The organism is Streptomyces sp. 184, from assembly GCF_045781775.1.
In the GTDB taxonomy this organism is placed as follows: Bacteria; Actinomycetota; Actinomycetes; order Streptomycetales; family Streptomycetaceae; genus Streptomyces.
Window position 1 is genome coordinate 784,076 of sequence record NZ_CP123230.1, and the last position, 22,106, is coordinate 806,181.

Sequence of the window (22,106 nt, forward strand, 5' to 3'; positions counted from 1 at the left end):
CGGCTCAGCCCCAGGTGAGGGGGTCGAGGTGGAGGTAGAAGCGGAGGCGGGTGGGGTCGGGGGTGGTGCCGTAGTGCTGGGCGAACGCCGCGTCCCGGGTGCGGGCTTCGGCTTCCGTCGGCCACGTTTCGCGGGCGTTGGTCAGGAGCACGGCCAGGTCCGTGTGCCGGTCCGCCAGGCCGAGGCGGCCGAGGTCGATGAAGCCCGCCACGTTCAGGGTGCGGGGGTCGAGGACGATGTTCGGCAGGGTCAGGTCGCCGTGGCAGACGACCGTGTCGTCCGCCGCCTGCTTCCGGCGCTCGGCGAGCTGCGGTTCGAGGCGGGCCAGCAACTCCGCGGCGGGGGTGTGCTGCTGCTCCTCGGGGAGGAAGTCGGGGTTCACGGCGTTGCGGGCGACGACGTCGCGGGCGGTGGCGATCACGTCGTCCAGGTCCCTGCGGTACGGGCAGCCGGCGGTGGGCAGCGCGTGGAGGGTGCGTACGGCCTCCGCGATGCGGCTCCAGCAGGCCCGCAGGTCGTCGGGCGGCAACTCGTCGGCGGAGACGCCGGGGACGGCGGTGGTGACCAGGCGGGCGCCGGTGTCGTCGGCGTGCCAGTCGAGCACGCGGGGTCCCGGCACGCCCTGGCCGGCGAGCCACGCTGTGCGGTCGCGCTCGGCGGCGAGTTCGGCGGCGCCCGCGGGGTCCGTCGCCGGTACGTGCTTGGCGTACCGGCTGCCGTCCGCGCTGCGGAAGACGGCGGCTCCCGACTCGCCCGTGGTGACCGGCGTCCAGTCGTCGTCGTGTGTCATGGCTTGCGGTCCATTCGGTAGTGCAGGACGAGGAACGGGATGCCGAAGACGGAGAAGGCGTGTTCGGCGCGGAGCCGGCCGTCGTCCGTGACGCGGACGTCGAGCCGCTCGGCGAAGCCGTGCACGCCGAGGGTGGTCAGCTCGCGGGTCTCGGCGTCGATGTACGTCAGGTAGTGGCCGGGGTGGTCGGTGTCGCCCTGGTCCGCCGCGTGGCTGGTGAGCGTGAGGCCGCCGCCGGGGCGGGCGCGGGGGAGGAGGGTGGCGGTGAAGCTGGCGTGGGGGAGCGGGAACCCGACGCTGACGTAGCCGCGGTCGCCGTGCCGGTACGTGGTGTAGATGCCGACGTAGATGGGGTCGTCGGTGTCCGCGAAGGACCGGATCCAGCCGCGGACGGCCGTGGTGTCGGGGGGTGCGTCGGCGGCGGACGGGACCGGTGCCGGGGTAATCGTGTCGATGCGGCTGCGCATGCCGCGCTGCACCTCGCGCTGGTTCATCGGCACGTTGGCCTGGCCGAGGGGCTGGGCGACGAGGGCGCGGTAGAGGAGGTAGCCGGGGCGGACCCAGAGGCGCCAGCGGGGTTCGATGTCGAGGGTGAAGCGGGAGGTGTGCTCGTAGAACTCCCGCACCCGCGGGTCGACTTCGGCGGGGTCGAAGCCGGGTCCGGCGAGCGCGTCGAGGGAGTCGACGATGCCGACGTCGGGGGCGTCGGCGGTGTACGTGCCCCCGAGGACGTCCGCGAGGTCGCGTACGTACGAGGTGCCGACGTACGCCGACCGCGCTTCGAGCGGCACGACGAACGGCAGGTCGTCGGTGGTGGCGCCCTCGGCGACCAGGCTGACCTGCGCCTCCCGGAACACGAGCGCGGAGACCACCCGGAACGCCACGACGGCGCTCCCCGCCACGGCGGCACCCCGCGCGGCAGCACCCCGCGCGGCGACGACCCCGGGCCGCCCGGGAGCCGTCCGGCCGCGACGCCGCAGCGCGAACGCCCCGCCCACCGCCGCGCCGACCACCGGCCCCAGCGCCACCTTGTGCGGCCGTACGCCCATCGCCCCCGCCGCCGCACCGGACACCGTGCCCACCGCGACCGGCCCCGCGCCTGTCAGCCGGGCGCCCGCCCAGCCCGCCGCGGCGGCCAGTGCGCCGCTCGTGGCGATGCGCTGCCACAGCGCCGGGATCTCGCCCGGCCGCTGCCGTACCCGGGCGACCGCCTCGGCCGCGCCGAGCCCGACCGCCCCGGCCACCGCGCCGCCGACCGCCGACCGGGCGCCCCGCCCACCGGCGAGCGCCGCCCCCGCGAGCGCGCCCATGACCCCCGCGGTCCCCACCTGCGCCCGCAACTGCGCCCCGTCCACCCGCTCACGCCCCATCCCCGCAGCCTACGCGTCGCCTTCGGGGCCGGTACGGTCCCGTGCAGACCGGCGGCCGCCGTGGTCTCAGGCGGGCCGGGCCGGGTCCGGGGCCGTGTTCGTCCCGGGTGCCGCGCGGGGCGGGTCCGCCGTGTCCGCCGTGTCGGCCGCCGTCACCACCGGCTCCGCCACCAGCGCCTCCGCCGCCGCCCGCGCCTTTGCCTCCGCCGCCGCGCGGCGCAGCGCCAGCCGGCCCCGGCGCGCGGTGTGCAGCGCGTCGTACGTGAGCAGCGCCAGCGCCAGCCACACCAGCAGGAAGCCAGCCCAGCGCTCCGCCGGCATCGACTCGCGGAAGTACAGCACGCCCAGCAGGAACTGGAGCGTCGGCGCCAGGTACTGCATCAGCCCGATCGTCGACAGCGGCAGCCGCACCGCCGCCGCGCCGAAGCAGATCAGCGGGAACGCCGTGACCACGCCGCAGCTCGCGAGCAGCAGCGCGTGGCCCAGGCTCTCCGTGTGGAACGTCGCGTCGCCCCGGGCGCCGAGCAGCAGCATGAACCCCAGCGCCGGCAGGAACTGCACCGTCGTCTCGGCCGCGAAGGACTCGATGCCCTCCAGCCCGATCCGCTTCTTGATCAGCCCGTACGTGCCGAAGGAGAAGGCCAGCACCAGTGCGATCCACGGCAGCCGGCCGTAGCCCACCGTGAGCACGACGACCGCCGCCGTGCCGACCGCGACCGCGACCCACTGGAGCGCGCGCAGCCGTTCGCGCAGCAGCAGCACGCCGAAGGCGATGCTGACGAGGGGGTTGATGAAGTAGCCGAGGGCCGCCTCGACGACGTGGCCGGAGTTGACCGACCAGATGTAGACGAACCAGTTGACCGTGATCGTCGCCGCCGCCCCCGTGACCAGCGCCAGCCGCCGCGGCTCGCGCAGCAGCGGCCGGATCCAGGACCAGCGGCGCAGCACCAGCAGGAGCAGCACGCACGCGACGAGCGACCACACCATCCGGTTGGCCAGTATCTCCGCGGGGCTCGCGGGCTCCAGCAGCGGCCAGAAGAGCGGGATGACGCCCCAACTGCCGTACGCGGCGAAGCCGTAGAGGAGCCCGAGCCGCGCCTCGCTCGCCGACTTCGCCGGCGCGTCCCCTGATGACCCCACGGCCGCCCTCCCGTCGCGCCGCCCACACGGCTTGCGCCGTGACGACGGTAGCGGGCGGGAGAGCCTATTGTCATATCTGTATCAGCATTTGGGTCCTTACGGGCGCCGCGCCGCCGCCCCCGCCAGCCCCGCCGCGACCGCCTCCGCCAGCGGCGCCGTCGGCCGGCCGATGAGCCGCGACAGCTCGCCCGCAGGACCGGCCAGCAACCCGCGGGAGATCGCCGCGTCAACGTCGACCATCAACTCGGCCATCGGCTCCGGCATCCCGGCGCCGCACAGGACCCGCAGGTGCTCCGCGGGCGGCAGGTCGCGGTAGCCGACGGGTGCGCCGGACTGCCGGGCGACCTCGGCGGCGTACTCCGGGAGGCTCCAGGCCGTGTCGCCGCTCAGCTCGTACGCGCGGCCCTCGTGGCCGTCGCCGGTGAGCACCGCGACCGCGGCGGCGGCGTAGTCGGCGCGGGCGGCGGAGGCGATGCGGCCGGTGCCCGCGCTGCCGACGACGGCGCCGTGGTCGAGCACGGGGGCGAGGCGCTCGGTGTAGTTCTCGTGGTACCAGCCGTTGCGCAGGAAGACGTACGGCAGGCCGGAGTCGAGGATCGACTGCTCGGTGGCCTTGTGCTCGTCCGCCAGCCGGAAGTCGGCCTTCGGCCCGCCCAGGATGCCGGTGTACGCGAGGAGCCCCACGCCCGCCGCCGCGGCGGCGTCGACGACCGCCCCGTGCTGCCGCACCCGCCGGCCGACCTCGCTGCCCGAGACGAACAGCACCCGCTCGCCCGCGCGGAAGGCGCCCGCCAGCGCGGCCGGCTCGTCGTAGTCGGCGACCCGCACCTCCACCCCGCGCGCCGCGAGGTCCGCGGCCCTGTCCCTGGTGCGTACGACGGCGGCGACCTGCTCCGCCGGCACCTGCTCCAGCAGTCCTGCGACGACGTGGCGGCCGAGATGTCCGGTGGCTCCGGTGACGGTGATCTTCATGACAGCCACCGTAAGCTGCATGCTTACGGTCAGAAAGTACCCACTTCCACGTAAGGTACTGGTGTGGAGGTAAGCATGCAGGCAGACGTGGGAGCGGACTCGGCGGCGGGCAGGCTGCCGGGCTTTCCGGACGTGATCACGGCCGACTGCCCCGCCCGGAACATCCTGGAGCACGTCGTCAGCCGCTGGGGCGTGCTGGTGCTGCTCGCGCTGCTGGAGGGGACGATGCGGTTCAGCGCGCTGCGGCGGCGGATCGGCGGGGTGAGCGAGAAGATGCTCGCGCAGACCCTTCAGACGCTGGAGCGCGACGGCCTGGTGCTGCGCGAGGCGAAGCCCGTGATCCCGCCGCACGTGGAGTACTCCCTGACGCCACTCGGTGAGCAGGCGGCCCTGCGGGTGCAGCCGCTGGCGGTCTGGGCCAACGACAGCGTGCCCGCGGTGACCGCGGCGCGCGCCGGGTACGACGAAGCCCGGGCCTGAACGGACAGGCCCGGGCCGGGGTCGCGTTACCCCCTGGTCGTATCAGCCGGGACGGCGCAAGCCGGAAGCCGGCAGCGGTGCCCGGTCGCAGCGGCGGCCGGTGGCGCCGGCCGCCGGCCGCGGCGTCAGCCGAGGACCGTCCAGGTGTCGCCGCCGGCGAGCAGCCCCGCCAGGTCGCCCTTGCCCTTCTGCTGCACCGCGTCGTCGAGCTGCTCCGCCATCTCCGTGTCGTACACCTGCCGGTTCACGTCCCGCAGGATGCCGATCGGCGTGTGGTGCAGCGTGTTGGGGTCGGCGAGCCGGGAGAGCGCGAAGGCGGTGGTCGGGGTCGCGGCGTGGGCGTCGTGGACGAGGACGTCCGCCTCGTTTTCCGGCGTCACCTCGACGATCTCCAGGTCGCCGGTGGCCGCGTTGCGCACGACGCCCTTGTGGTCGTCGGCGCCGAAGCGGATCGGCTGCCCGTGCTGGAGCCGGATCACCGCCTCCTGGGCCTGCTCGCGGTCCTTCAGCACCTCGAAGGCGTTGTCGTTGAAGATGTTGCAGTTCTGGTAGATCTCGATCAGCGCCGTGCCCGGGTGGGCGGCGGCTGCGCGCAGGGTCTCGGTGAGGTGCTTGCGGTCCGAGTCGACGGTACGGGCGACGAACGACGCCTCCGCGCCCAGCGCGAGCGAGACGGGGTTGAACGGCGCGTCGAGCGAGCCCATGGGCGTGGACTTGGTGACCTTGCCGACCTCGGAGGTCGGCGAGTACTGCCCCTTGGTCAGGCCGTAGATCCGGTTGTTGAAGAGCAGGATCTTCAGGTTGACATTGCGGCGGAGGGCGTGGATCAGGTGGTTGCCGCCGATGGACAGCGCGTCGCCGTCGCCGGTGACGACCCAGACGGACAGGTCGCGGCGGGTGCTGGCCAGGCCGGTGGCGATGGCCGGGGCGCGGCCGTGGATGGAGTGCATCCCGTACGTGTTCATGTAGTACGGGAAGCGGGAGGAGCAGCCGATGCCGGAGATGAAGACGATGTTCTCCTTGGCGAGACCAAGCTCCGGCATGAACCCCTGGACGGCGGCGAGGACGGCGTAGTCACCGCAGCCGGGGCACCAGCGCACCTCCTGGTCCGTCTTGAAGTCCTTCATGGACTGCTTGGCTTCGGCCTTGGGGATCAGCGAAAGGGTGTCGATCGCCGGTCCCTCAGCGGTCGTCTCAGCCATTGTCGATGGCCTCCTTGAGAGCGGTGGCGAGCTGCTCGGCCTTGAAGGGCATGCCGTTGACCTGGTTGTAGGAGAAGGCGTCCACGAGATACCTGGCACGGACCAGGGTCGCGAGCTGGCCGAGGTTCATCTCGGGGACGACGACCTTGTCGTACGCGGCCAGGACCTCGCCGAGGTTTCGCGGGAACGGGTTGAGGTTGCGCAGATGGGCCTGCGCGATGTGGTCGCCGGCGCGGCGCACGCGGCGGACGGCGGCGGTGATCGGCCCGTACGTCGAGCCCCAGCCGAGCACCAGGGTGCGGGCCTTGCCCTGCGGGTCGTCGACCAGGACGTCGGGGACCTCGATGCCGTCGATCTTGGCCTGGCGGGTGCGCACCATCAGGTCGTGGTTGGACGGCGAGTACGAGATGTTGCCCGACCCGTTCTCCTTCTCGATGCCGCCGATGCGGTGCTCCAGGCCCGGGGTGCCGGGGATCGCCCAGGGGCGGGCGAGGGTCTGCGGGTCGCGCTTGTACGGCCAGAAGACCTCGGTGCCGTCGTCCAGCGTGTGGTTCGTCTTGGTGGCGAACTGCACCCGCAGGTCCGGCAGCTCGTCCACCTCGGGGATGCGCCAGGGCTCGGTGCCGTTGGCGAGGTAGCCGTCGGAGAGCAGCATCACCGGCGTGCGGTACGTCAGGGCGATACGAGCCGCGTCCAGGGCCGCGGTGAAGCAGTCGGACGGCGTGGACGGCGCGACGATCGGCACCGGCGCCTCGCCGTTGCGCCCGTACATCGCCTGGAGCAGGTCGGCCTGCTCGGTCTTGGTGGGCAGCCCGGTGGAGGGGCCGCCGCGCTGGATGTCGATGATCAGCAGCGGCAGCTCCAGCGACACGGCCAGGCCCACGGTCTCGGCCTTCAGCGCGACGCCGGGGCCGGAGGTGGTGGTCACGCCGAGCGCGCCGCCGAAGGCCGCGCCGAGCGCGGCGCCGATGCCGGCGATCTCGTCCTCGGCCTGGAAGGTGCTGACGCCGAAGTTCTTGTGGCGGCTCAGCTCGTGGAGGATGTCCGAGGCCGGCGTGATCGGGTAAGAGCCGAGGAAGAGCGGCAGGTCAGCCTGCTGCCCGGCGGCGATCAGCCCGTACGACAGCGCCAGGTTGCCGGAGATCGAGCGGTACGTGCCGGCGGCGAACGCGGAGTGCGCCGGTTCGACCTCGTAGGAGACGGCGAAGTCCTCGGTGGTCTCGCCGAAGTTCCACCCCGCCCGGAAGGCCGCGATGTTGGCCTCGGCGATGTCCGGCTTCTTGGCGAACTTCGTCCGCAGGAACTCCAGGGTGCCCTCGGTGGGCCGGTGGTACATCCAGCTCAGCAGCCCGAGGGCGAACATGTTCTTGGAGCGGCCGGCGTCCTTGCGGGAGAGCCCGAACTCCTTCAGCGCCTCGACCGTCAGCGTGGTCAGCGGCACCTCGTGCACGCTGAACCCGTCGAGGGAGCCGTCCTCCAGGGGGCTCACCTCGTAACCGACCTTGGCCATCGCGCGCTTGTTGAACTCGTCGGTGTTGACGATCACCTCGGCGCCGCGCGGGACGTCGCCGATGTTCGCCTTCAGGGCGGCCGGGTTCATCGCCACCAGCACGTTGGGCGCATCGCCCGGGGTGAGGATGTCGTGGTCGGCGAAGTGCACCTGAAAACTCGAAACCCCCGGCAGGGTGCCTGCGGGGGCGCGGATCTCGGCTGGGAAGTTCGGGAGCGTCGACAGGTCGTTGCCGAACGTCGCCGTCTCCGAGGTGAAGCGGTCCCCGGTCAGCTGCATCCCGTCTCCGGAGTCACCCGCGAACCGGATGATCACCCGGTCCAGGCGCCTGACCTCTTTGCTGTTGACCTCGCTGGTCACCTTCGTGGACCTCCCTCGCGGCGGCCGCTCGGGAACGGGAATCCGGCCGCCTGACCCAGTGAACATCGTACGTCGGTTAGGCATGCCTTCCTGAGTCTGTCCGCAAACTGGACCGTGGCGAGACATCAGGTTATATCCGCTTTTGTCACTACCTATCGTCCGGTCTGCCCCCTCCCCCCAGGGTGACAATCCCTTGTTACGAAGGGCCGGGAGGAGGCCGGATGCGGGGCAGGAGCCGGTCAGGAGTTGAGGTAGGTGAGGACCGCGAGCACCCGGCGGTGATCTCCCTCACTCGGCGCCAGCCCCAGCTTCATGAAGATGTTGCTCACGTGCTTCTCGACCGCGCCGTCGCTCACGACGAGCTGGCCGGCGATCGCCGAGTTCGTCCTGCCCTCGGCCATCAGGCCCAGCACCTCGCGCTCGCGCGGGGTCAGCCCGGCGAGGACGTCCTGCTTGCGGCTGCGGCCCAGCAACTGGGCGACGACCTCCGGGTCGAGCGCCGTGCCGCCCTCCGCGACGCGGACGACGGCGTCCACGAACTCGCGGACCTCCGCGACCCGGTCCTTGAGCAGATACCCGACCCCGCGGCTGGAGCCGGCGATCAGCTCGGTGGCGTACTGCTCCTCGACGTACTGCGAGAGCACCAGCACGCCGACGTCCGGATGGTCCCGCCGCAGTTGGACGGCGGCGCGGACCCCCTCGTCGGTGTGCGTCGGCGGCATCCGTACGTCCGCGACGACGACGTCCGGCGCGCTGCCCTCGGCGGCCAGCTCACCGACCGTCTTGACCAGCGCCTCCCCGTCGCCGACGCCGGCGACGACCTCGTGCCCCCGGTCGGTGAGCAGCCGGGTGAGCCCCTCCCGGAGCAGCACCGAGTCCTCGGCGATGACCACCCGCACGCTGTCCTCCACCGTTGCCTGCCCCCCATACGAAGATGTGTAGACCTCCAGCATCCCAGGATTCGGAGGCGGGGGAGCCGCCGGAGGCGGATAACGCCGGGCAAAGGGTGGAGAACGGGTCGAGAGCGGGTCGAGAACGGGGTCGCGCTCACGCGCGCCAGGGCAGCTCCGCCGTGACCACCGTCGGGCCGCCGGGGGGCGAGTCGACGACCAGCAGCCCGTCCACCGACCCGAGCCGCTCCGTCAGCCCCGACAGGCCCGAGCCGGCGTCCAGCCGGGCGCCGCCGTTGCCGTCGTCCGTGACCTGGATCATCAGCCGGCCCTCCGCCCGCCACAGGTCCACCACCGCCCGGCTCGCGCCGCTGTGCTTGCTGATGTTCTGGAGCAGCTCGGAGGTCGTGTAGTACGCGATGCCCTCGATCGACTGCGCCGGCCGCTCGAACAGGTCGACCGTCACCGACACCGGCACCGTGCAGCGCGCGGCGACCGCCGACAGCGCCGGGCCCAGGCCGCGGTCGGTGAGGATCGCCGGGTGGATGCCGCGGGCCAGGTCGCGCAGCTCCTGGAGCGCGAGCTTCACCTCGCCGTGCGCCTCGTCGACCATCTCGGCCGCCGCCTCCGGGTCCTCCAGCAGCTTCTCCTTCGCCAGCCCGAGGTCCATCGCCAGGGCCACCAGCCTGGCCTGTGCGCCGTCGTGCAGGTCGCGCTCGATGCGCCGCAGGTCGGCCGCGGCCGTGTCCACCACGACCCCGCGGTCCGTCTCCAGCTCCTGCACCCGGGTCGCCAGCTTCGACGGGCCCAGCAGCCCGATGACCATCGCCCGGTCCACGTACGACAGGCTGCGCACCACCCACGGCGAGGCGAGCAGGAACACCGCGCCGACGCCGACCGCGAAGAGCTGCTCCAGCGGCGAGTCCAGGTACCAGCCCTCGCCGTCGGCGTTCCCGTACACCTGGAGCCCGTCCTGGCCCCAGTGCGCCGGGAAGACCCACTGCCACAGCGGGTACGTGACCATCGACCAGCTCCAGAACATCACCGCCAGGGAGATGGAGAACGAGCACACCGCCCAGACCATGTGCAGCAGCCCGTAGAGCATGGTCCGCCACGACTCGCCGCTGCGGAACAGCGACCCGACCCAGCCCATGAACCCGGAGGCCCGCCGGTGCAGCGGCTCCGGGTCGTCGACGTGCAGGTCGAGCAGCAGCCGCGCGCGGGTCCGCTCGAAGTAGCCCATGCCGCGGCAGCCCGCCAGCATCGCGGCGAGCACGGGGACGCCGAGGAACGTGATCAGCAGGCCGACGCCCAGCGACAGCATCGTGATCGTGTAGACGAAGAACACGATCGACACCGGCAGGCTGAGCAGGTGGTAGAGGAACTCGCGCCAGGTGCGTGCCTCGAAGGGGGCGCGCAGGGCGAGGGGAAGCCGCGGGCGGCGGGCCTCGGGAGCGTACGCGGTGCTGTCCATCGTCGGGTTTCCTTCTGCCGGAGCGCTGGTGACGGGTCTGTCGAGCTTGTGTGTCCAGCCTCCCCGGCGGGGGCGCCGCGGGCCATGGAGCAGGTCGGTCTGTCGGTACGGGGGAAAACCCCACCCCGGCCGGTGGGTCTACACGCGCGCCTGGGCCCGCGCCCGCGCCTGCGACTCGCGGTTGCGCCAGGGCAGTTCGGCCGTGACGACCGTGGGGCCGCCCTCCGGCGACTCCACGACCAGCAGCCCGTCCACCGACCCCAGCCGCTCCGCCAGCCCGGACAGGCCCGTGCCGCCGTCCAGCCGGGCGCCGCCCTTGCCGTCGTCGGTGACCTGGAGCATGATCCGCCCCTCGGCCCGCCAGACGTCGGCGCTCGCGGACTTCGCGCCGCTGTGCTTGCTGATGTTCTGGAGCAGCTCGGAGACCGTGTAGTACGCGATGCCCTCGATGGCCTGCGCCGGGCGGTCCTTCAGGTCGACGGTCACCGCGACGGGCACCGTGCAGCGGGCCGCGACGGCCGACAGCGCCGGGCTGAGGCCGCGGTCGGTGAGGATCGCCGGGTGGATGCCGCGGGCGAGGTCCCGCAGCTCCTCCAGGGCGAGCTTCACCTCGCCGTGGGCCTCGCCGACCATCTCGGCCGCCGCCTCCGGGTCCTCCAGCAGCTTCTCCTTCGCCAGCCCCAGGCCCATGGCCAGGGCCACCAGCCGGGCCTGCGCGCCGTCGTGCAGGTCGCGCTCGATGCGCCGCAGGTCCGCCGCGGCCGTGTCCACCACGACCCCGCGGTCCTCCTCCAGCTCCTTGATCCGCCGCTCCAGCGGGTCCGACGGCGCCAGCAGCCCGCGCACCATCGCCCGGTCCACCTCCGTCAGCCCGCGCGCCAGCCACGGCAGCAGCGGCCACAGGACGAACAGCGAGCTGATCGTCAGGGCGAACGTGAGGATCCCCCACGGCAGCCGCATCACGCTGTACAGCGTCGTCCGCCAGCCCACCGGGTCCTTCAGCGTCGCCCACAGCCACGGCAGGAAGCCGCCGTACGTGCTGCGCCGGATCGGCGTCGGCGCCTCGACGTGCACGCCGAGCAGCGCCCGCGCCCGCGCGCGCTCCCACGAGCCGAGCACCCGGGCCCCGGCCAGGCCCGCGGCCAGCAGCGGCAGGCCGATGACGGTGATCGACAGCAGCGCGCCGGCGTACAGCCAGAGCGAGACGTAGGTGAAGGCGAAGAGCGCCATGGGGAGGTTCACCAGCAGGTGCACGACCTCAAGCCAGGTCGTGCCGCTGAGCGGCGGGCGCGGCGGCGGCAGCGGCTGGTCGCCGCGCGGCTTGGGCAGCGGCTCCGCGCCAGGGCGGCTGTGCGTCATCCTCCCAGGGTGCCGCGCCGGGGCACCGGGGCGCCATGGGGGGTGTAGGGGGAACGTACGGGGGTTAACCCCACCCTTTGCGGAGAAGTCTCCGCTTCCGGGGCGCGACGGGGGGCGGGCCGGGGCGCGACGGGGGCGCGGCCGGGGTGCGGGCGCGGGCGCGGGCCGGGCGCCGGTGCGGCGGGCGGGGCGGATGCGACGGGTGCGGCTCGCCCGAAGTGGCGTACACAGGAGGGGCACAGCGCGCGGGGCAGGGCCTACACTCCTTGCCCGTACAGGTCGATGTCCTGACCGAATGCGCACGGGTCATCCAGCCACAGCAGTCAGGGAGCGAAGCCGACGTGCCGCACATGCTCGCCGCCGACGCCGTTGCCGCCGGGTACTTCGACGGCTACGGGGTGGTCGGCCTCGTCGCCGTGCTGGGTCTGCTCTTCGTCGTGGTCGCCTTCGGCGGCGCCCGGCTGCTGCGGCCCGCGGTGCCGACACCGGAGAAGCTGCTCACGTACGAGTGCGGGGTGGACCCGGTCGGGGAGGGCTGGGCGCACACGCAGGTCCGCTACTACGTCTACGCCTTCCTGTACGTGATCTTCGCGGTCGACGTCATCTTCCTCTTCCCCTGGGCGACGGTCTTCGCGGCGCCGGGGTACGGGGCGGTGACGCTCGTGGAGATGTTCATCTTCCTCGGCTTCCTCGCCGTGGGTCTGCTCTACGCCTGGAAGAAGGGCGTCCTGGAATGGACGTGAACCCCCCGCGGCCCGTGCAGAGCGTCGGCGTACTCCAGCGGCTCGCACCCCAGCCGATGAAGGTCGTGCTCAACTGGGGCCGCCGCTACAGCCTGTGGGTCTTCAACTTCGGCCTCGCCTGCTGCGCGATCGAGTTCATCGCCGCGTCCATGGCCCGGCACGACTTCATCCGCCTCGGCGTCATCCCGTTCGCGCCGGGCCCGCGGCAGGCGGACCTGATGGTGGTGTCCGGCACGGTGACGGACAAGATGGCGCCGTCGGTGAAGCGGCTGTACGAGCAGATGCCGGAGCCGAAGTACGTGATCTCCTTCGGCGCGTGCTCCAACTGCGGCGGGCCGTACTGGGACTCGTACGCGGTGACGAAGGGCGTGGACCAGATCATTCCGGTGGACGTGTACGTGCCGGGCTGCCCGCCGCGGCCGGAGGCGCTGCTCCAGGGGATCCTCAAGCTCCAGGAGAAGATCGCGCGGGAGTCGCTGGCCGAGCGGTACGGGAGCGGGGCGGCGGGGCCGTCGGCGGCGGCGCTGACGAGCGGGCTGGTGAAGCCGCCGGAGGGCAGCAGATGACAGAGCAGGGGGACGACGCCGTCGGCTGGCTGCCGGGGCGGGCGGAGGACCTGTTCGGTCCGGAAGCGACGGCGAGCGAGGCGTACGACGTCCTGACCGTGGACGTACCTGCCGCCGCCTGGACCACGGCGCTGCGCACCGCCCGCGACGAACTGGGCTGCACGTTCTTCGACTGGCTCAGCGCCGTCGACGAACCGGCCGAGGGCTTCCGCATCGCCGCCCACGTCGTCGCGCTCGGCACCCCGCCGCGCCGGCTGCTGCTCCGCACGACGGTCCCGCACGGTGCGCCCGCGCTGGCGACGGCGACGGGGGTGTACGCGGGGGCGGCATGGCACGAGCGGGAGACGCACGAGATGTTCGGCGTCGACTTCGCCGGCCACCCGCACCTGGCGCGGCTGCTGCTGCCGGAGGAGTTCGAGGGGCACCCGCTGCGGAAGGACTTCGTCCTGGCCGCGCGGGTGGCGAAGGCGTGGCCGGGCGCGAAGGAACCGGGGGAGTCCCACGCGGGCGGCCCGAAACGCCGCCAGATGCAGCCCCCGGGCGTCCCGGACCCCAACGACTGGGGCCCCCAGAAGGGCACCCTGCCCCCGGCCCCGGCCCGCACCCCCCGCCGCGCGGGTGCGCCCTCCCGCCGCACCCGCTCGGCAGGTACCGACTCGGCCACGCAGAACCCCCCCGCGGGCACCGCCGCGGAGCCCACCGCCCCGGCAGGCCCGCCGCCGGGCGCCGAAGCCGGCCCGAGCCGCCGCACGGGCGGCGCGCGCCGGGCGCGTACGGCGGGCGAGGGCTCGGCGTCGCAGCGGGCCGCCGGAGGCGGGCCGGAAGAGAGCGACGAGTCGGCGGGACCGCCCGCCTCCGGCGGCGAAGCCGCGGGGCGCCGCCCAGCGCGGGGGGCGCGCCGGGCGCGTTCTGCGGGCGAGGGTTCGGCGTCGCAGCGAGCCGCGGGCGGCGGGCCCGCCCGGGCGGACGAGCAGCCGGGGCCCCGTACCCGCACCCCCGAAGCCCCCTGGCAACGCCCGCGCCCCGACGCCGAGCCACCCCCGCCCGACAGCCCCGCCACCGGCGACGGCACTCCGCCCGCCGGTGCCCCGGCGGCAACCGAGCCACCCGAGCCCGCCGCGGGCGACCCCGACTCGACCACCGACTCCGCCGGAGGCGGCCCGTCTCCGGGCGGGCCGCCCGACGACGATCCCGGTCCGTCCTCGCGGCCCGCCGCAGGCGAACCTGATCCGTCGGACAAACCCGCCGCAGGCGACTCCGCCCCTCCCCGGCCCGCCGCAGGCGAGTCCGATCCGCCCGCCAAGCCCGTCGCCGGCGACGGCACTCCGCCCGCCGAGCCCGCCGCAGGCGAACCCGCAGGCGAACCCTCCGGCGAGCCCCGCGAGGGCGGTGACGCGCCGTGAACGACGTCCTCGAAGTCCTGCTCACCCTGCTCGCCGTACTCGTCGTCTTTCTGGTCTTCCCGCTCCTCGTCGGGCAGACCGAGCACAAGGTCATGGCCCACATGCAGGGCCGCGTAGGCCCCATGTACGCGGGCGGCTTCCACGGCTGGGCCCAACTCGTCGCCGACGGCGTCAAGTTCGTGCAGAAGGAAGACGTCGTCCCCGCCGGTGCCGACCGGCGGGTCTTCCAGCTCGCCCCCGCCGTCGCCCTCCTGCCGTACCTCGTGGTCCTCGTCGCCATCCCCTTCGCCCCCGACGGCGGCGTCGGCGAGGCACTCGACGCGGGCATCTTCTTCGTGCTCGCCGTCATGGGCGTCGGCGTGCTCGGCTCGCTCATGGGCGGCTGGGCGTCCGCCAACAAGTACTCGCTCCTCGGCGGCCTCCGTACCGCCGCGCAGCTTCTCGCCTACGAGCTGCCCATGCTGCTCGCCGCCGCCTCGGTCGCGATGGCCGCCGGGACGGTGTCGCTCGTCGGGATCGTCGACGGATTCGAGTGGTGGTGGCTGCCGTGGCAGCTCGTCGGCGGGGTGGTGTTCTTCACCGCCGGTCTCGCCGAGCTGCAACGCCCCCCGTTCGACGCCCCCGTCGCCGACTCGGAGATCATCTTCGGTGCGTACACCGAGTACTCCGGCCTGCGCTTCGCGCTGTTCCTGCTCGCCGAGTACGCCGGCATCGTCGTCCTCAGCGCGCTGACCGCTGTGCTCTTCCTCGGCGGCTGGCACGGCCCGTACGCCGACGGGCTCGGCTGGCTGTGGACGCTGCTGAAGACCGGGATCCTGGCGTTCGCCGTGATCTGGCTGCGCGTCACGTACCCGCGGCTGCGTGAGGACCAGATCCAGCGCTTCGCCTGGACGACCCTCATCCCGCTCGCGCTCGCGCAGATCGCGCTGACCGGCATCGTGAAGGTGGTGATCTGACCGGTGAAGGGGCTTGCCAAGGGGCTCGCGGTCACGCTGCGCACGATGACGCGGCGTTCGCACACCGCGCACTACCCCGACACCCCGCCCGCGCTGCCGCCGCGCAGCCGCGGCGTGATCGCGCTGTTCGAGGAGAACTGCACGGTCTGCATGCTGTGCGCCCGCGAGTGCCCGGACTGGTGCATCTACATCGACTCGCACAAGGAGACCGTGCCGCCCGCCGCCCCCGGCGGCCGGGAGCGCAGCCGCAACGTGCTCGACCGCTTCGCGATCGACTTCGCGCTGTGCATGTACTGCGGGATCTGCATCGAGGTCTGCCCGTTCGACGCGCTCTTCTGGTCGCCGGAGTTCGAGTACGCGGAGACCGACATCCACGAGCTGACCCACGAGCGGGAGCGGCTGCGGGACTGGATGTGGACGGTCCCGGCCCCGCCGGCGCCGGACCCGGCGGGGGAGGAGCCGAAGGAGCTGGGCGCGGCGCGCAAGGCCGTAGAGAAGGCGGAGGCGGCGCGGGCCGCGGAGGCCGCGGAGGCCGCGCCGGTACGTGACGCGGGGGATCCGCGGGCGGGGGAGGGCGACGCATGACCCTCGCCGCCGAGACCCACGGCTTCCTGTCGCCCACCGGCGTCGAGATCGTCTTCCTGCTCACCGGCCTGGTGACCCTCGGGGCCGCCGTGATCACCGTGACCACGCGGCAGTTGGTGCACGCCGCGCTGTGGCTGGTGGTCGCGCTCGGCGGGCTGGCGGTCGAATACCTGCTGCTGACGGCCGAGTTCGTGGCCTGGGTGCAGGTGCTGATCTACGTCGGCTCCGTGGTCGTGCTGCTGCTCTTCGGGCTGATGCTGACCCGTGCGCCGATAGGCCCCTCGCCGGACGCCGACTCGGGCAACCGGTGGGTGGGCCTGGGTGTGGCGGGCGCGGCGGCGGTGCTGCTGGTGACGCTGGTCGTGGACGCGTTCCGTACGACGTGGATCGACCTGGACGAGCCCAAGGGCACCACCGACCTGCTGGGGGCGAGCGTCTTCCGGCACTGGGTGCTGCCGTTCGAGGCGCTGTCGGTGCTGCTGCTGGCGGCGCTGGTGGGCGCGATCGTGCTGTCCCGGAAGGACACCGGGTCGCCGGGGGAGCCCGGGAAGCCGGAGAAGGACACCGCCGACGAGGGCGGGGAGGGCTGATGCATCTCGCGTATCCGGCGGTGCTGGCGGTGCTGCTGTTCTGCGTCGGCCTCTACGGCGTGCTGGCGCGGCGCAACGCCATCCTGGTGCTGATGTCCGTCGAGCTGATGCTCAACGCCGTCAACCTCAACCTCGTCGCCTTCGACGTCGCGTTCCGCGACGTCCTGCGCTCCGGGCAGTCGTTCACGCTGTTCATCATCGCGCTGGCCGCCGCGGAGATCGGCATCGGCCTCGCCATCGTGCTGATGGTGTACCGCAACCGCGGCACCTCCGCCGTCGACCGGCTGCGCGACCTGGCGGACACGGACGCCGGCGGCACCGGTGACGTAACGGAAGACGACGCAGCAGAAGGCGCCGCGTCCGCCGGCGACGAGCCGGGGACCGCGTCGAAGAAGGCCGAGGCCACCGCGTGACCACCACCACCCTCGCCGTCCTCGTCCCCCTCCTGCCCTTCCTCGGCGCCGTCGCCGGCCTGCTCTTCGGCCGCCGCTCGCCGGGCATGGTGCAGCCGCTGGCCGTGCTGCCGACCGTGACCGCCGCCGTGCTCGCGGCCGTCGTCGCGGCCCGGCAGGGCGGCGACGAGCCGGTGACCGCCGCCACCGAGCTGACCCCGACCGGCTCGGTGCCCATCGACCTGGCGCTGCACCTCGACGGCATGGCGGTGCTCGTCGCCGTGCTCGTCGGCGTCGTCGCCTCGTGCGTGCAGATCTACTCCACCGGCTATCTGCGCAACGACCGGCGCTACTCCTCGTACGCCGCGCTCGTCTCCCTCTTCACCGCCGCGATGTTCCTCGTCGTCTACTCCGGCGACCTGATGGTGCTGCTGGTCGGCTGGGAGATCATGGGCATCTGCTCGTACTTCCTCGTCGGCCACTACTGGGACACGGAAGTCGCGCGGGCCGCGTCGCTCAAGGCGTTCCTGGTCACCAAGCTCGGCGACGTCCCCTTCCTCTTCGGCATCTTCGCGCTCGCCGCCGAGGCCGGTACGTTCCGGATCGACGGCATCCTGAACGCCGCCGTCTCCGGCGACGGCCTCGCCCACCCCACGCTCATCGCGCTGCTGCTGCTCGCCGGGGTCGCGGGCAAGTCCGCGCAGTTCCCGCTGCACACCTGGCTGCCCGACGCGATGGCGGGTCCCACGCCCGTCTCCGCGCTGATCCACGCGGCGACGATGGTCGCGGCCGGCGTGTACGTCGTCGCCCGGCTGCTGCCCGTCTTCGCCGCCTCGGCCGCTGCGCTCGTGGTGCTGGCGGTGCTGGCCGCCGTCACGATGGTCGGCTCGGCGCTGGCCGCGCTCGCGCAGGACGACATCAAACGGGTGCTCGCGTACTCGACGGTCGGCCAACTCGGGTACATGACCGGCGCGCTGGCCGTCGGCGCCCGGGACGCCGCCGTCTTCCACCTCCTCTCGCACGGCGCCTTCAAGGCGCTGCTGTTCCTCGCCGCCGGCGTCGTCATCCACGCCGCCGGCACCAACTCGCTGGCGGCGATGGCCCGGATGGGCGGCCTGCGCACGCGCGTGCCGGACGCCTACTGGACGATGAGCGTCGCCCTCCTCGCCCTCGCCGCCATCCCGCCCTTCGCCGGCTTCTTCTCCAAAGAAGCCGTCCTCGGCGGCGCCGAGCACGCCGTGACGGGCGACACCGAGGGCATCCCCGCCGCCGCGGCCTGGACCGTGCTGGTCGCCGGGCTGGCCGCCGCGCTGCTCACCGCCGCGTACGCCGCCCGGCTGTGGCTGCTCGCCTTCCACGGCCGCGGCGAACCCGCCCCCGACCACGGCCGGCAGCCGGTGGTCATGAACGCCGTGCTGTGGGTGCTGCTCGTGCCCACCGCGGCGTTCGGGCTGACCGTGTGGCGGCTGCCCGACTGGCTCGGCGACCACTCGCTCACGCCGACGCTCGCCACCGCCGTCCTCGGCACCGGGCTGGCGCTCGTCGGCATGATGGCGACGTACGCGGCGTGGAAGCAGACCGCCGGGCTCGCCGCGCGCGTCCCCGTCGGCGCGGTCGCCGCGCACCCCGGCGCCGAGCCGGCCCTCACCGAGGCCGAGGCGGCGGCCACGCACGAGGAGGTGTACGGCCGCCCCTCGGACGAGGGCGCCGCCGCGTCGGGCGCCGCCCCAGACGGCACCGCCACCGACCCCGGCCGGATCCTGCTCGGCCCCGCCCTCTACCGGCACGCCGGCAGCGGCTTCCACGTCGACGCCCTGTACGCCGCGCTGTTCGTCCGCCCGGTACGGGCCGCGGCCCGCCTGGTCCGCTTCCTGGACCGGGAGGTCGTCGAGACGTACGTACGCGGCGCGGGCACCACACCCCGGCTGCTCGGCGCCGCGGTCCGCCGCGCGCAGACCGGCAACGTGCAGAGCTACCTCAGCGCGCTGCTCGGCGGCGCGCTCGTCCTGGCAGTCGCCGTCGTCGTCGCCACCACGTCGGTCACGGGAGGCTGACGCCGCATATGAACCAGACCGCGATGCAGCTCGTGCTCGCCGCCATCGTCGTACTCCCCCTTCTCGGCGCCCTGGCCGCACTGTTCCCCGCGCCCCCCGGCCTGAAGGGCAAGAGCCCCGACCAGGCCGTGCTGCGCCACGGCGTCACCGTCACGGGCGCCGTCCTCGTCCTGTCCGTCGTCCTGGCCGCCGGCTTCGACTACGACGATGCCGGCACCATGCAGGCCGATTCCGATGTCGGCTGGATCCCCGCCCTCGGGATCCGGCTGCACCTCGGCGTCGACGGCGTCTCGCTCCCCCTCCTCGTCCTCACCGCCCTGCTGACCTTCCTCTGCGCGCTCTACGGCTACTTCGTCATGCCGGCCGGGCCGTCACCCCGGGCGTTCGTCGCGCTGCTGCTCGTCCTCGAAGGCGGCATGCTCGCCACCTTCGCCGTCCTCAACCTGCTGCTGTTCTTCCTGGCGTTCGAGATGGTGCTCATCCCGATGTACTTCCTCATCGCCCGCTGGGGCGGCGACGGACGCGGGCCCGCCGCCTGGAAGTTCATCCTCTACACGCTGCTCGGCTCGGTCGTGATGCTCCTCGGCCTCCTCCTCGTCGGGTTCCAGGGCGGCACGTTCGACATGGTGGCACTCGCCACTGACAACGGCGCCAACCTCAGCCGCACCACCCAGCTCGTCGCGGTCCTCGCCATCGGCGCCGGCCTCGCCGTCAAGACGCCGATGTGGCCGCTGCACAGTTGGCTCCCCGACGCCCACACCGCCGCCCCCACCGTCGGCTCCGTCCTCCTGGCCGGCGTGCTGCTGAAGATGGGCACGTACGGTTTCGTACGCGTCCTGCTGCCCATCGCCCCCGAGGGCATGGAGACGTACGCGCCCTACCTCGCCGCCTTCGGCGTCACCGGCATCATCTACGGCTCCCTCGCCTGCCTCGCCCTCGCCCGTACCGGCGCGCGCGGCGACCTCAAGCGGCTCATCGCGTACTCCTCCGTCGGCCACATGGGCTTCGTGCTCCTCGGCATCTCCACGCTCACCCCGACAGGCGTCAACGGCGCGCTCTTCGCCAACATCGCCCACGGCCTCATCACCGGCCTGCTCTTCTTCCTCGTCGGCGCCCTGAAGGAACGCACCGGCACCACCGACCTCGACGCCCTCGCCGGCCGCACCGGCGCCGCCCTCTACGGCAGCGCCCCGCGCCTGGGCGCGCTGCTCGCCTTCGCCGCCGTCGCGTCGCTGGGGCTGCCGGGGCTCGCGGGGTTCTGGGGCGAGATGCTGGCGATGTTCGCCGCGTACGACCCGGCCGCCGGGCTGTCGCGGCCGGCGTACCTGGTCTTCATGGCCGCCGCCGGCTTCGGCACCCTGCTCACGGCCGCGTACCTCCTGATCGTCGTGCGCCGCGTCTGCATGGGAGACAGGGCGGCGGACACCCGGACCGCGGACAACCGGACGGCGGACCAGCAGGCGTCGGACCAGCAGGCGGCGGCGGCCACGGGCGACCTGCCCGCCCTCGGGGACGTACGCCGCTACGAGATCGCCGCCTGGAGCCCGCTCGTCACCCTCACCGTCCTCGCCGGCCTCTGGCCCGCCGCCCTCCTCGGCCTGACCGACCCGGCCGTGCAGAAGCTCCTCGCGGGAGGAAGCTGATGACGTACGCACACCTCGCCGCACCCCGGGCGGGCGGGCCCGCGGACACGGTCCTCGCCGAGTCCGTCGTCCAGTCCGTCGACTGGCTCGCCGTCGCACCGCCCACGATCGTCGCCGTGGCCGCCGTCGCGCTGCTCGTCGCCGACCTCTTCGTGCCCGAGCGCGCCAAACACCTCCTCGGCTGGGGCGCGGTCGCCGCCCTCGCCCTGTCCCTCCTCGCGCTCCTGCCGCTCCTCGACGGCGACCGCAGCACCTTCTGCCTCACCGGCGATCCAAACGTCTGTAGCTACACCGCCGACCGCTTCGCGCTGGTCGTGCAGTTGCTGGTGCTCGCGGGCGCGCTGCTCGCCGCGCTGCTGTCCGTGCACGACGTACGCGCGACGAAGCTGCCCGCGGGCGAGTTCTGGTTCCTGCTGCTCGCCTCGGCCGCCGGCGCGGCGCTGCTGCCCGCGGCCCGCGACCTGGCCACCCTCGTGATCGCCCTGGAGGTCGCCTCGCTGCCCGCGTTCGCGCTGGTCGGGCTGCGCCGCGGGGACCGGCTGTCGTCCGAGGCGGCGCTGAAGTTCTTCCTCTCCTCCGTCACCGCGACCGCCGTCATGCTCCTGGGCATCAGCTTCGTCTACGCCGCCGGGGGCAGCCTGCACCTGGCGCGGCTGGCCGACGGGCTCGCGGACGCGCCGGAGCAACTGGAAACGCTGGCGGCGGCGGGCGTGGTGCTGACGCTGGTCGGGTTCGCGTTCAAGACGGCGGCGGTGCCGTTCCACTTCTGGGTGCCGGACACGTACGTCGGCGCGCCGATCCCGGTCGCCGCCTATCTGTCGGTCGTCGGCAAGGCGGTGGGCTTCAGCGGGCTGATCCTCGTCACAGTGCTGGCCTTCCCGGCGTACGACCACGTGTGGGGCCCGGCGGTCGCGGTGCTGGCGGCGCTGACGATGACCGCGGGCAACGTCGCCGCGCTGCGCCAGCGCCTCGACGCCCCGCACAGCGCGGTCCGGCTGCTGGCCTGGTCCTCCGTGGCGCAGGCCGGCTACCTGCTGGTCCCGATCGCCGCCGCGGCCTACGCCGACGAGCCGGAGCGCGCCGTGGGCTCCACGCTCTCGTACGCGCTGATGTACGGGGTGGTGAACCTCGGCGCGTTCGCGGTCGTCGCCGCCGTGGCGGCCAAGGGCGGTCGCGGCGGCCGGGTCACCGACTACCGGGGCCTGGCGGCGACGCGGCTGCCGGTCGCGCTGGCGCTGGCGTTCTTCCTGATCAACCTCGCCGGGCTGCCGCCGGGGATCATCGGCCTCTTCGCGAAGGTGGCGGTCCTCGGCTCCGCGGTGGACGCGGGGCTGGGGTGGCTGGCGGTGGTGATGGCCGTGAACGTGGTGGTGGGCCTGTACTACTACCTGAAGTGGACGGCGCTGCTGTTCCGGCCCGCCGCCGGGTCGGCCGAGGCGTCGGCCGAGGCCACCCCGGTACGTACCGCGGTGGCCGCCCCGCCGACCACCCCCCTCACCGCCCCGCTGCGTGGCGCGATCGGGCTGACCGCGGCCCTCGGCATCGCGCTTTCGGGCGCCCCGCAGCTCGTATTCCGCTTCGCGGGCGAAGCCCTCCTCTAGCGCCGCCTCACCCGCCCGGCGCAATC

20 protein-coding genes are annotated in these 22,106 nt (G+C 73.4%); 11 read left to right on the forward strand and 9 right to left on the reverse strand.

What is annotated here, in order from left to right:
- Positions 1-4: 4 nt before the first annotated feature.
- The 4 genes from QBL21_RS03390 to QBL21_RS03405 all read right to left on the reverse strand — a co-directional run bounded on the left by QBL21_RS03390 (position 5) and on the right by QBL21_RS03405 (position 4,272).
- Entirely contained in the window at positions 5-790 is a 786-nt protein-coding gene (locus QBL21_RS03390; protein WP_407560474.1) for an APH(3'') family aminoglycoside O-phosphotransferase, read from the reverse strand.
- Positions 787-2,160, reverse strand: coding sequence for a hypothetical protein (locus QBL21_RS03395; RefSeq protein ID WP_407560475.1), 1,374 nt, complete (start codon positions 2,158-2,160; stop codon positions 787-789). Before QBL21_RS03395 ends, QBL21_RS03390 begins: the two co-directional genes overlap by 4 nt.
- A gap of 66 nt (positions 2,161-2,226) precedes the next feature.
- Complete coding sequence (gene rarD, locus QBL21_RS03400; RefSeq protein ID WP_407560477.1) at positions 2,227-3,300, reverse strand: EamA family transporter RarD; 1,074 nt, start codon at positions 3,298-3,300, stop codon at positions 2,227-2,229.
- 96 nt (positions 3,301-3,396) lie between these two features.
- On the reverse strand, positions 3,397-4,272 hold the full coding sequence (locus tag QBL21_RS03405; protein ID WP_407560478.1) for an NAD(P)H-binding protein: 876 nt from the start codon (positions 4,270-4,272) through the stop codon (positions 3,397-3,399).
- Positions 4,273-4,347: 75 nt separating this feature from the next.
- Here QBL21_RS03405 and QBL21_RS03410 point away from each other — a divergent pair, with 75 nt between their 5' ends.
- Positions 4,348-4,752 (forward strand): winged helix-turn-helix transcriptional regulator, encoded by a 405-nt coding sequence (locus QBL21_RS03410; protein ID WP_407560479.1) that lies wholly within the window; start codon positions 4,348-4,350, stop codon positions 4,750-4,752.
- Positions 4,753-4,877: 125 nt separating this feature from the next.
- Here the strand turns inward: QBL21_RS03410 and QBL21_RS03415 are convergent, their stop codons facing one another.
- From QBL21_RS03415 to QBL21_RS03435, 5 genes are all read right to left on the reverse strand, one after another.
- Positions 4,878-5,954, reverse strand: a complete 1,077-nt coding sequence (locus QBL21_RS03415) for a 2-oxoacid:ferredoxin oxidoreductase subunit beta (RefSeq protein ID WP_407560480.1) — start codon at positions 5,952-5,954, stop codon at positions 4,878-4,880.
- Positions 5,947-7,824, reverse strand: coding sequence for a 2-oxoacid:acceptor oxidoreductase subunit alpha (locus QBL21_RS03420; RefSeq protein WP_407560481.1), 1,878 nt, complete (start codon positions 7,822-7,824; stop codon positions 5,947-5,949). Before QBL21_RS03420 ends, QBL21_RS03415 begins: the two co-directional genes overlap by 8 nt.
- A gap of 239 nt (positions 7,825-8,063) precedes the next feature.
- On the reverse strand, positions 8,064-8,723 hold the full coding sequence (locus tag QBL21_RS03425) for a response regulator (RefSeq protein WP_407566286.1): 660 nt from the start codon (positions 8,721-8,723) through the stop codon (positions 8,064-8,066).
- A gap of 148 nt (positions 8,724-8,871) precedes the next feature.
- On the reverse strand, positions 8,872-10,188 hold the full coding sequence (locus tag QBL21_RS03430; RefSeq protein ID WP_407560482.1) for a sensor histidine kinase: 1,317 nt from the start codon (positions 10,186-10,188) through the stop codon (positions 8,872-8,874).
- Between the two features lie 138 nt (positions 10,189-10,326).
- Positions 10,327-11,547, reverse strand: a complete 1,221-nt coding sequence (locus QBL21_RS03435) for a sensor histidine kinase (RefSeq protein WP_407560483.1) — start codon at positions 11,545-11,547, stop codon at positions 10,327-10,329.
- 350 nt (positions 11,548-11,897) lie between these two features.
- Here QBL21_RS03435 and QBL21_RS03440 point away from each other — a divergent pair, with 350 nt between their 5' ends.
- Genes QBL21_RS03440 through QBL21_RS03485 form a run of 10 tightly spaced genes read left to right on the forward strand, consistent with a single transcriptional unit; the run spans position 11,898 to position 22,080 of the window.
- The gene (locus tag QBL21_RS03440) at positions 11,898-12,290 is read left to right on the forward strand and encodes an NADH-quinone oxidoreductase subunit A (protein ID WP_407566287.1); all 393 of its coding nucleotides are present in this window, start codon (positions 11,898-11,900) and stop codon (positions 12,288-12,290) included.
- On the forward strand, positions 12,281-12,856 hold the full coding sequence (locus QBL21_RS03445; protein WP_407560484.1) for an NADH-quinone oxidoreductase subunit B: 576 nt from the start codon (positions 12,281-12,283) through the stop codon (positions 12,854-12,856). The genes QBL21_RS03440 and QBL21_RS03445 overlap by 10 nt, the downstream gene beginning before the upstream one ends.
- Positions 12,853-14,259 (forward strand): NADH-quinone oxidoreductase subunit C, encoded by a 1,407-nt coding sequence (locus QBL21_RS03450; RefSeq protein ID WP_407560485.1) that lies wholly within the window; start codon positions 12,853-12,855, stop codon positions 14,257-14,259. Before QBL21_RS03445 ends, QBL21_RS03450 begins: the two co-directional genes overlap by 4 nt.
- Positions 14,256-15,215 carry a complex I subunit 1/NuoH family protein gene (locus QBL21_RS03455; RefSeq protein ID WP_407560486.1) on the forward strand — a complete coding sequence of 320 codons (960 nt, stop codon included), beginning with the start codon at positions 14,256-14,258 and terminating at the stop codon, positions 15,213-15,215. The genes QBL21_RS03450 and QBL21_RS03455 overlap by 4 nt, the downstream gene beginning before the upstream one ends.
- A gap of 45 nt (positions 15,216-15,260) precedes the next feature.
- Positions 15,261-15,800 (forward strand): 4Fe-4S binding protein, encoded by a 540-nt coding sequence (locus QBL21_RS03460; RefSeq protein WP_407566288.1) that lies wholly within the window; start codon positions 15,261-15,263, stop codon positions 15,798-15,800.
- On the forward strand, positions 15,797-16,390 hold the full coding sequence (locus QBL21_RS03465; protein ID WP_407560487.1) for an NADH-quinone oxidoreductase subunit J: 594 nt from the start codon (positions 15,797-15,799) through the stop codon (positions 16,388-16,390). The genes QBL21_RS03460 and QBL21_RS03465 overlap by 4 nt, the downstream gene beginning before the upstream one ends.
- Positions 16,390-16,803 (forward strand): NADH-quinone oxidoreductase subunit NuoK, encoded by a 414-nt coding sequence (nuoK, locus tag QBL21_RS03470; RefSeq protein ID WP_407560488.1) that lies wholly within the window; start codon positions 16,390-16,392, stop codon positions 16,801-16,803. The genes QBL21_RS03465 and nuoK overlap by 1 nt, the downstream gene beginning before the upstream one ends.
- A complete protein-coding gene (locus QBL21_RS03475; RefSeq protein WP_407560489.1) occupies positions 16,800-18,836 on the forward strand; it encodes an NADH-quinone oxidoreductase subunit L in 2,037 nt (678 codons plus the stop codon). Before nuoK ends, QBL21_RS03475 begins: the two co-directional genes overlap by 4 nt.
- Before the next feature lie 8 nt (positions 18,837-18,844).
- Positions 18,845-20,479, forward strand: coding sequence for a NuoM family protein (locus QBL21_RS03480; protein ID WP_407560490.1), 1,635 nt, complete (start codon positions 18,845-18,847; stop codon positions 20,477-20,479).
- Positions 20,479-22,080 (forward strand): NADH-quinone oxidoreductase subunit N, encoded by a 1,602-nt coding sequence (locus QBL21_RS03485; protein WP_407560491.1) that lies wholly within the window; start codon positions 20,479-20,481, stop codon positions 22,078-22,080. Before QBL21_RS03480 ends, QBL21_RS03485 begins: the two co-directional genes overlap by 1 nt.
- The last annotated feature ends 26 nt before the right edge of the window (positions 22,081-22,106 follow it).

What these genes read in the sequence shown, in the direction of transcription:
- QBL21_RS03435 (WP_407560483.1), bottom strand. Translation starts at nt 11,547, where the DNA reads ATGACGCACAGCCGCCCTGGCGCGGAGCCGCTGCCCAAGCCGCGCGGC.
- QBL21_RS03445 (WP_407560484.1), top strand. Translation starts at nt 12,281, where the DNA reads ATGGACGTGAACCCCCCGCGGCCCGTGCAGAGCGTCGGCGTACTCCAG.
- QBL21_RS03405 (WP_407560478.1), bottom strand. Translation starts at nt 4,272, where the DNA reads ATGAAGATCACCGTCACCGGAGCCACCGGACATCTCGGCCGCCACGTC.
- nuoK (WP_407560488.1), top strand. Translation starts at nt 16,390, where the DNA reads ATGCATCTCGCGTATCCGGCGGTGCTGGCGGTGCTGCTGTTCTGCGTC.
- QBL21_RS03485 (WP_407560491.1), top strand. Translation starts at nt 20,479, where the DNA reads ATGACGTACGCACACCTCGCCGCACCCCGGGCGGGCGGGCCCGCGGAC.
- QBL21_RS03415 (WP_407560480.1), bottom strand. Translation starts at nt 5,954, where the DNA reads ATGGCTGAGACGACCGCTGAGGGACCGGCGATCGACACCCTTTCGCTG.
- QBL21_RS03390 (WP_407560474.1), bottom strand. Translation starts at nt 790, where the DNA reads ATGACACACGACGACGACTGGACGCCGGTCACCACGGGCGAGTCGGGA.
- QBL21_RS03430 (WP_407560482.1), bottom strand. Translation starts at nt 10,188, where the DNA reads ATGGACAGCACCGCGTACGCTCCCGAGGCCCGCCGCCCGCGGCTTCCC.
- QBL21_RS03460 (WP_407566288.1), top strand. Translation starts at nt 15,261, where the DNA reads ATGACGCGGCGTTCGCACACCGCGCACTACCCCGACACCCCGCCCGCG.
- QBL21_RS03450 (WP_407560485.1), top strand. Translation starts at nt 12,853, where the DNA reads ATGACAGAGCAGGGGGACGACGCCGTCGGCTGGCTGCCGGGGCGGGCG.
- QBL21_RS03440 (WP_407566287.1), top strand. Translation starts at nt 11,898, where the DNA reads ATGCTCGCCGCCGACGCCGTTGCCGCCGGGTACTTCGACGGCTACGGG.
- QBL21_RS03410 (WP_407560479.1), top strand. Translation starts at nt 4,348, where the DNA reads ATGCAGGCAGACGTGGGAGCGGACTCGGCGGCGGGCAGGCTGCCGGGC.
- QBL21_RS03465 (WP_407560487.1), top strand. Translation starts at nt 15,797, where the DNA reads ATGACCCTCGCCGCCGAGACCCACGGCTTCCTGTCGCCCACCGGCGTC.
- QBL21_RS03480 (WP_407560490.1), top strand. Translation starts at nt 18,845, where the DNA reads ATGAACCAGACCGCGATGCAGCTCGTGCTCGCCGCCATCGTCGTACTC.
- QBL21_RS03395 (WP_407560475.1), bottom strand. Translation starts at nt 2,160, where the DNA reads ATGGGGCGTGAGCGGGTGGACGGGGCGCAGTTGCGGGCGCAGGTGGGG.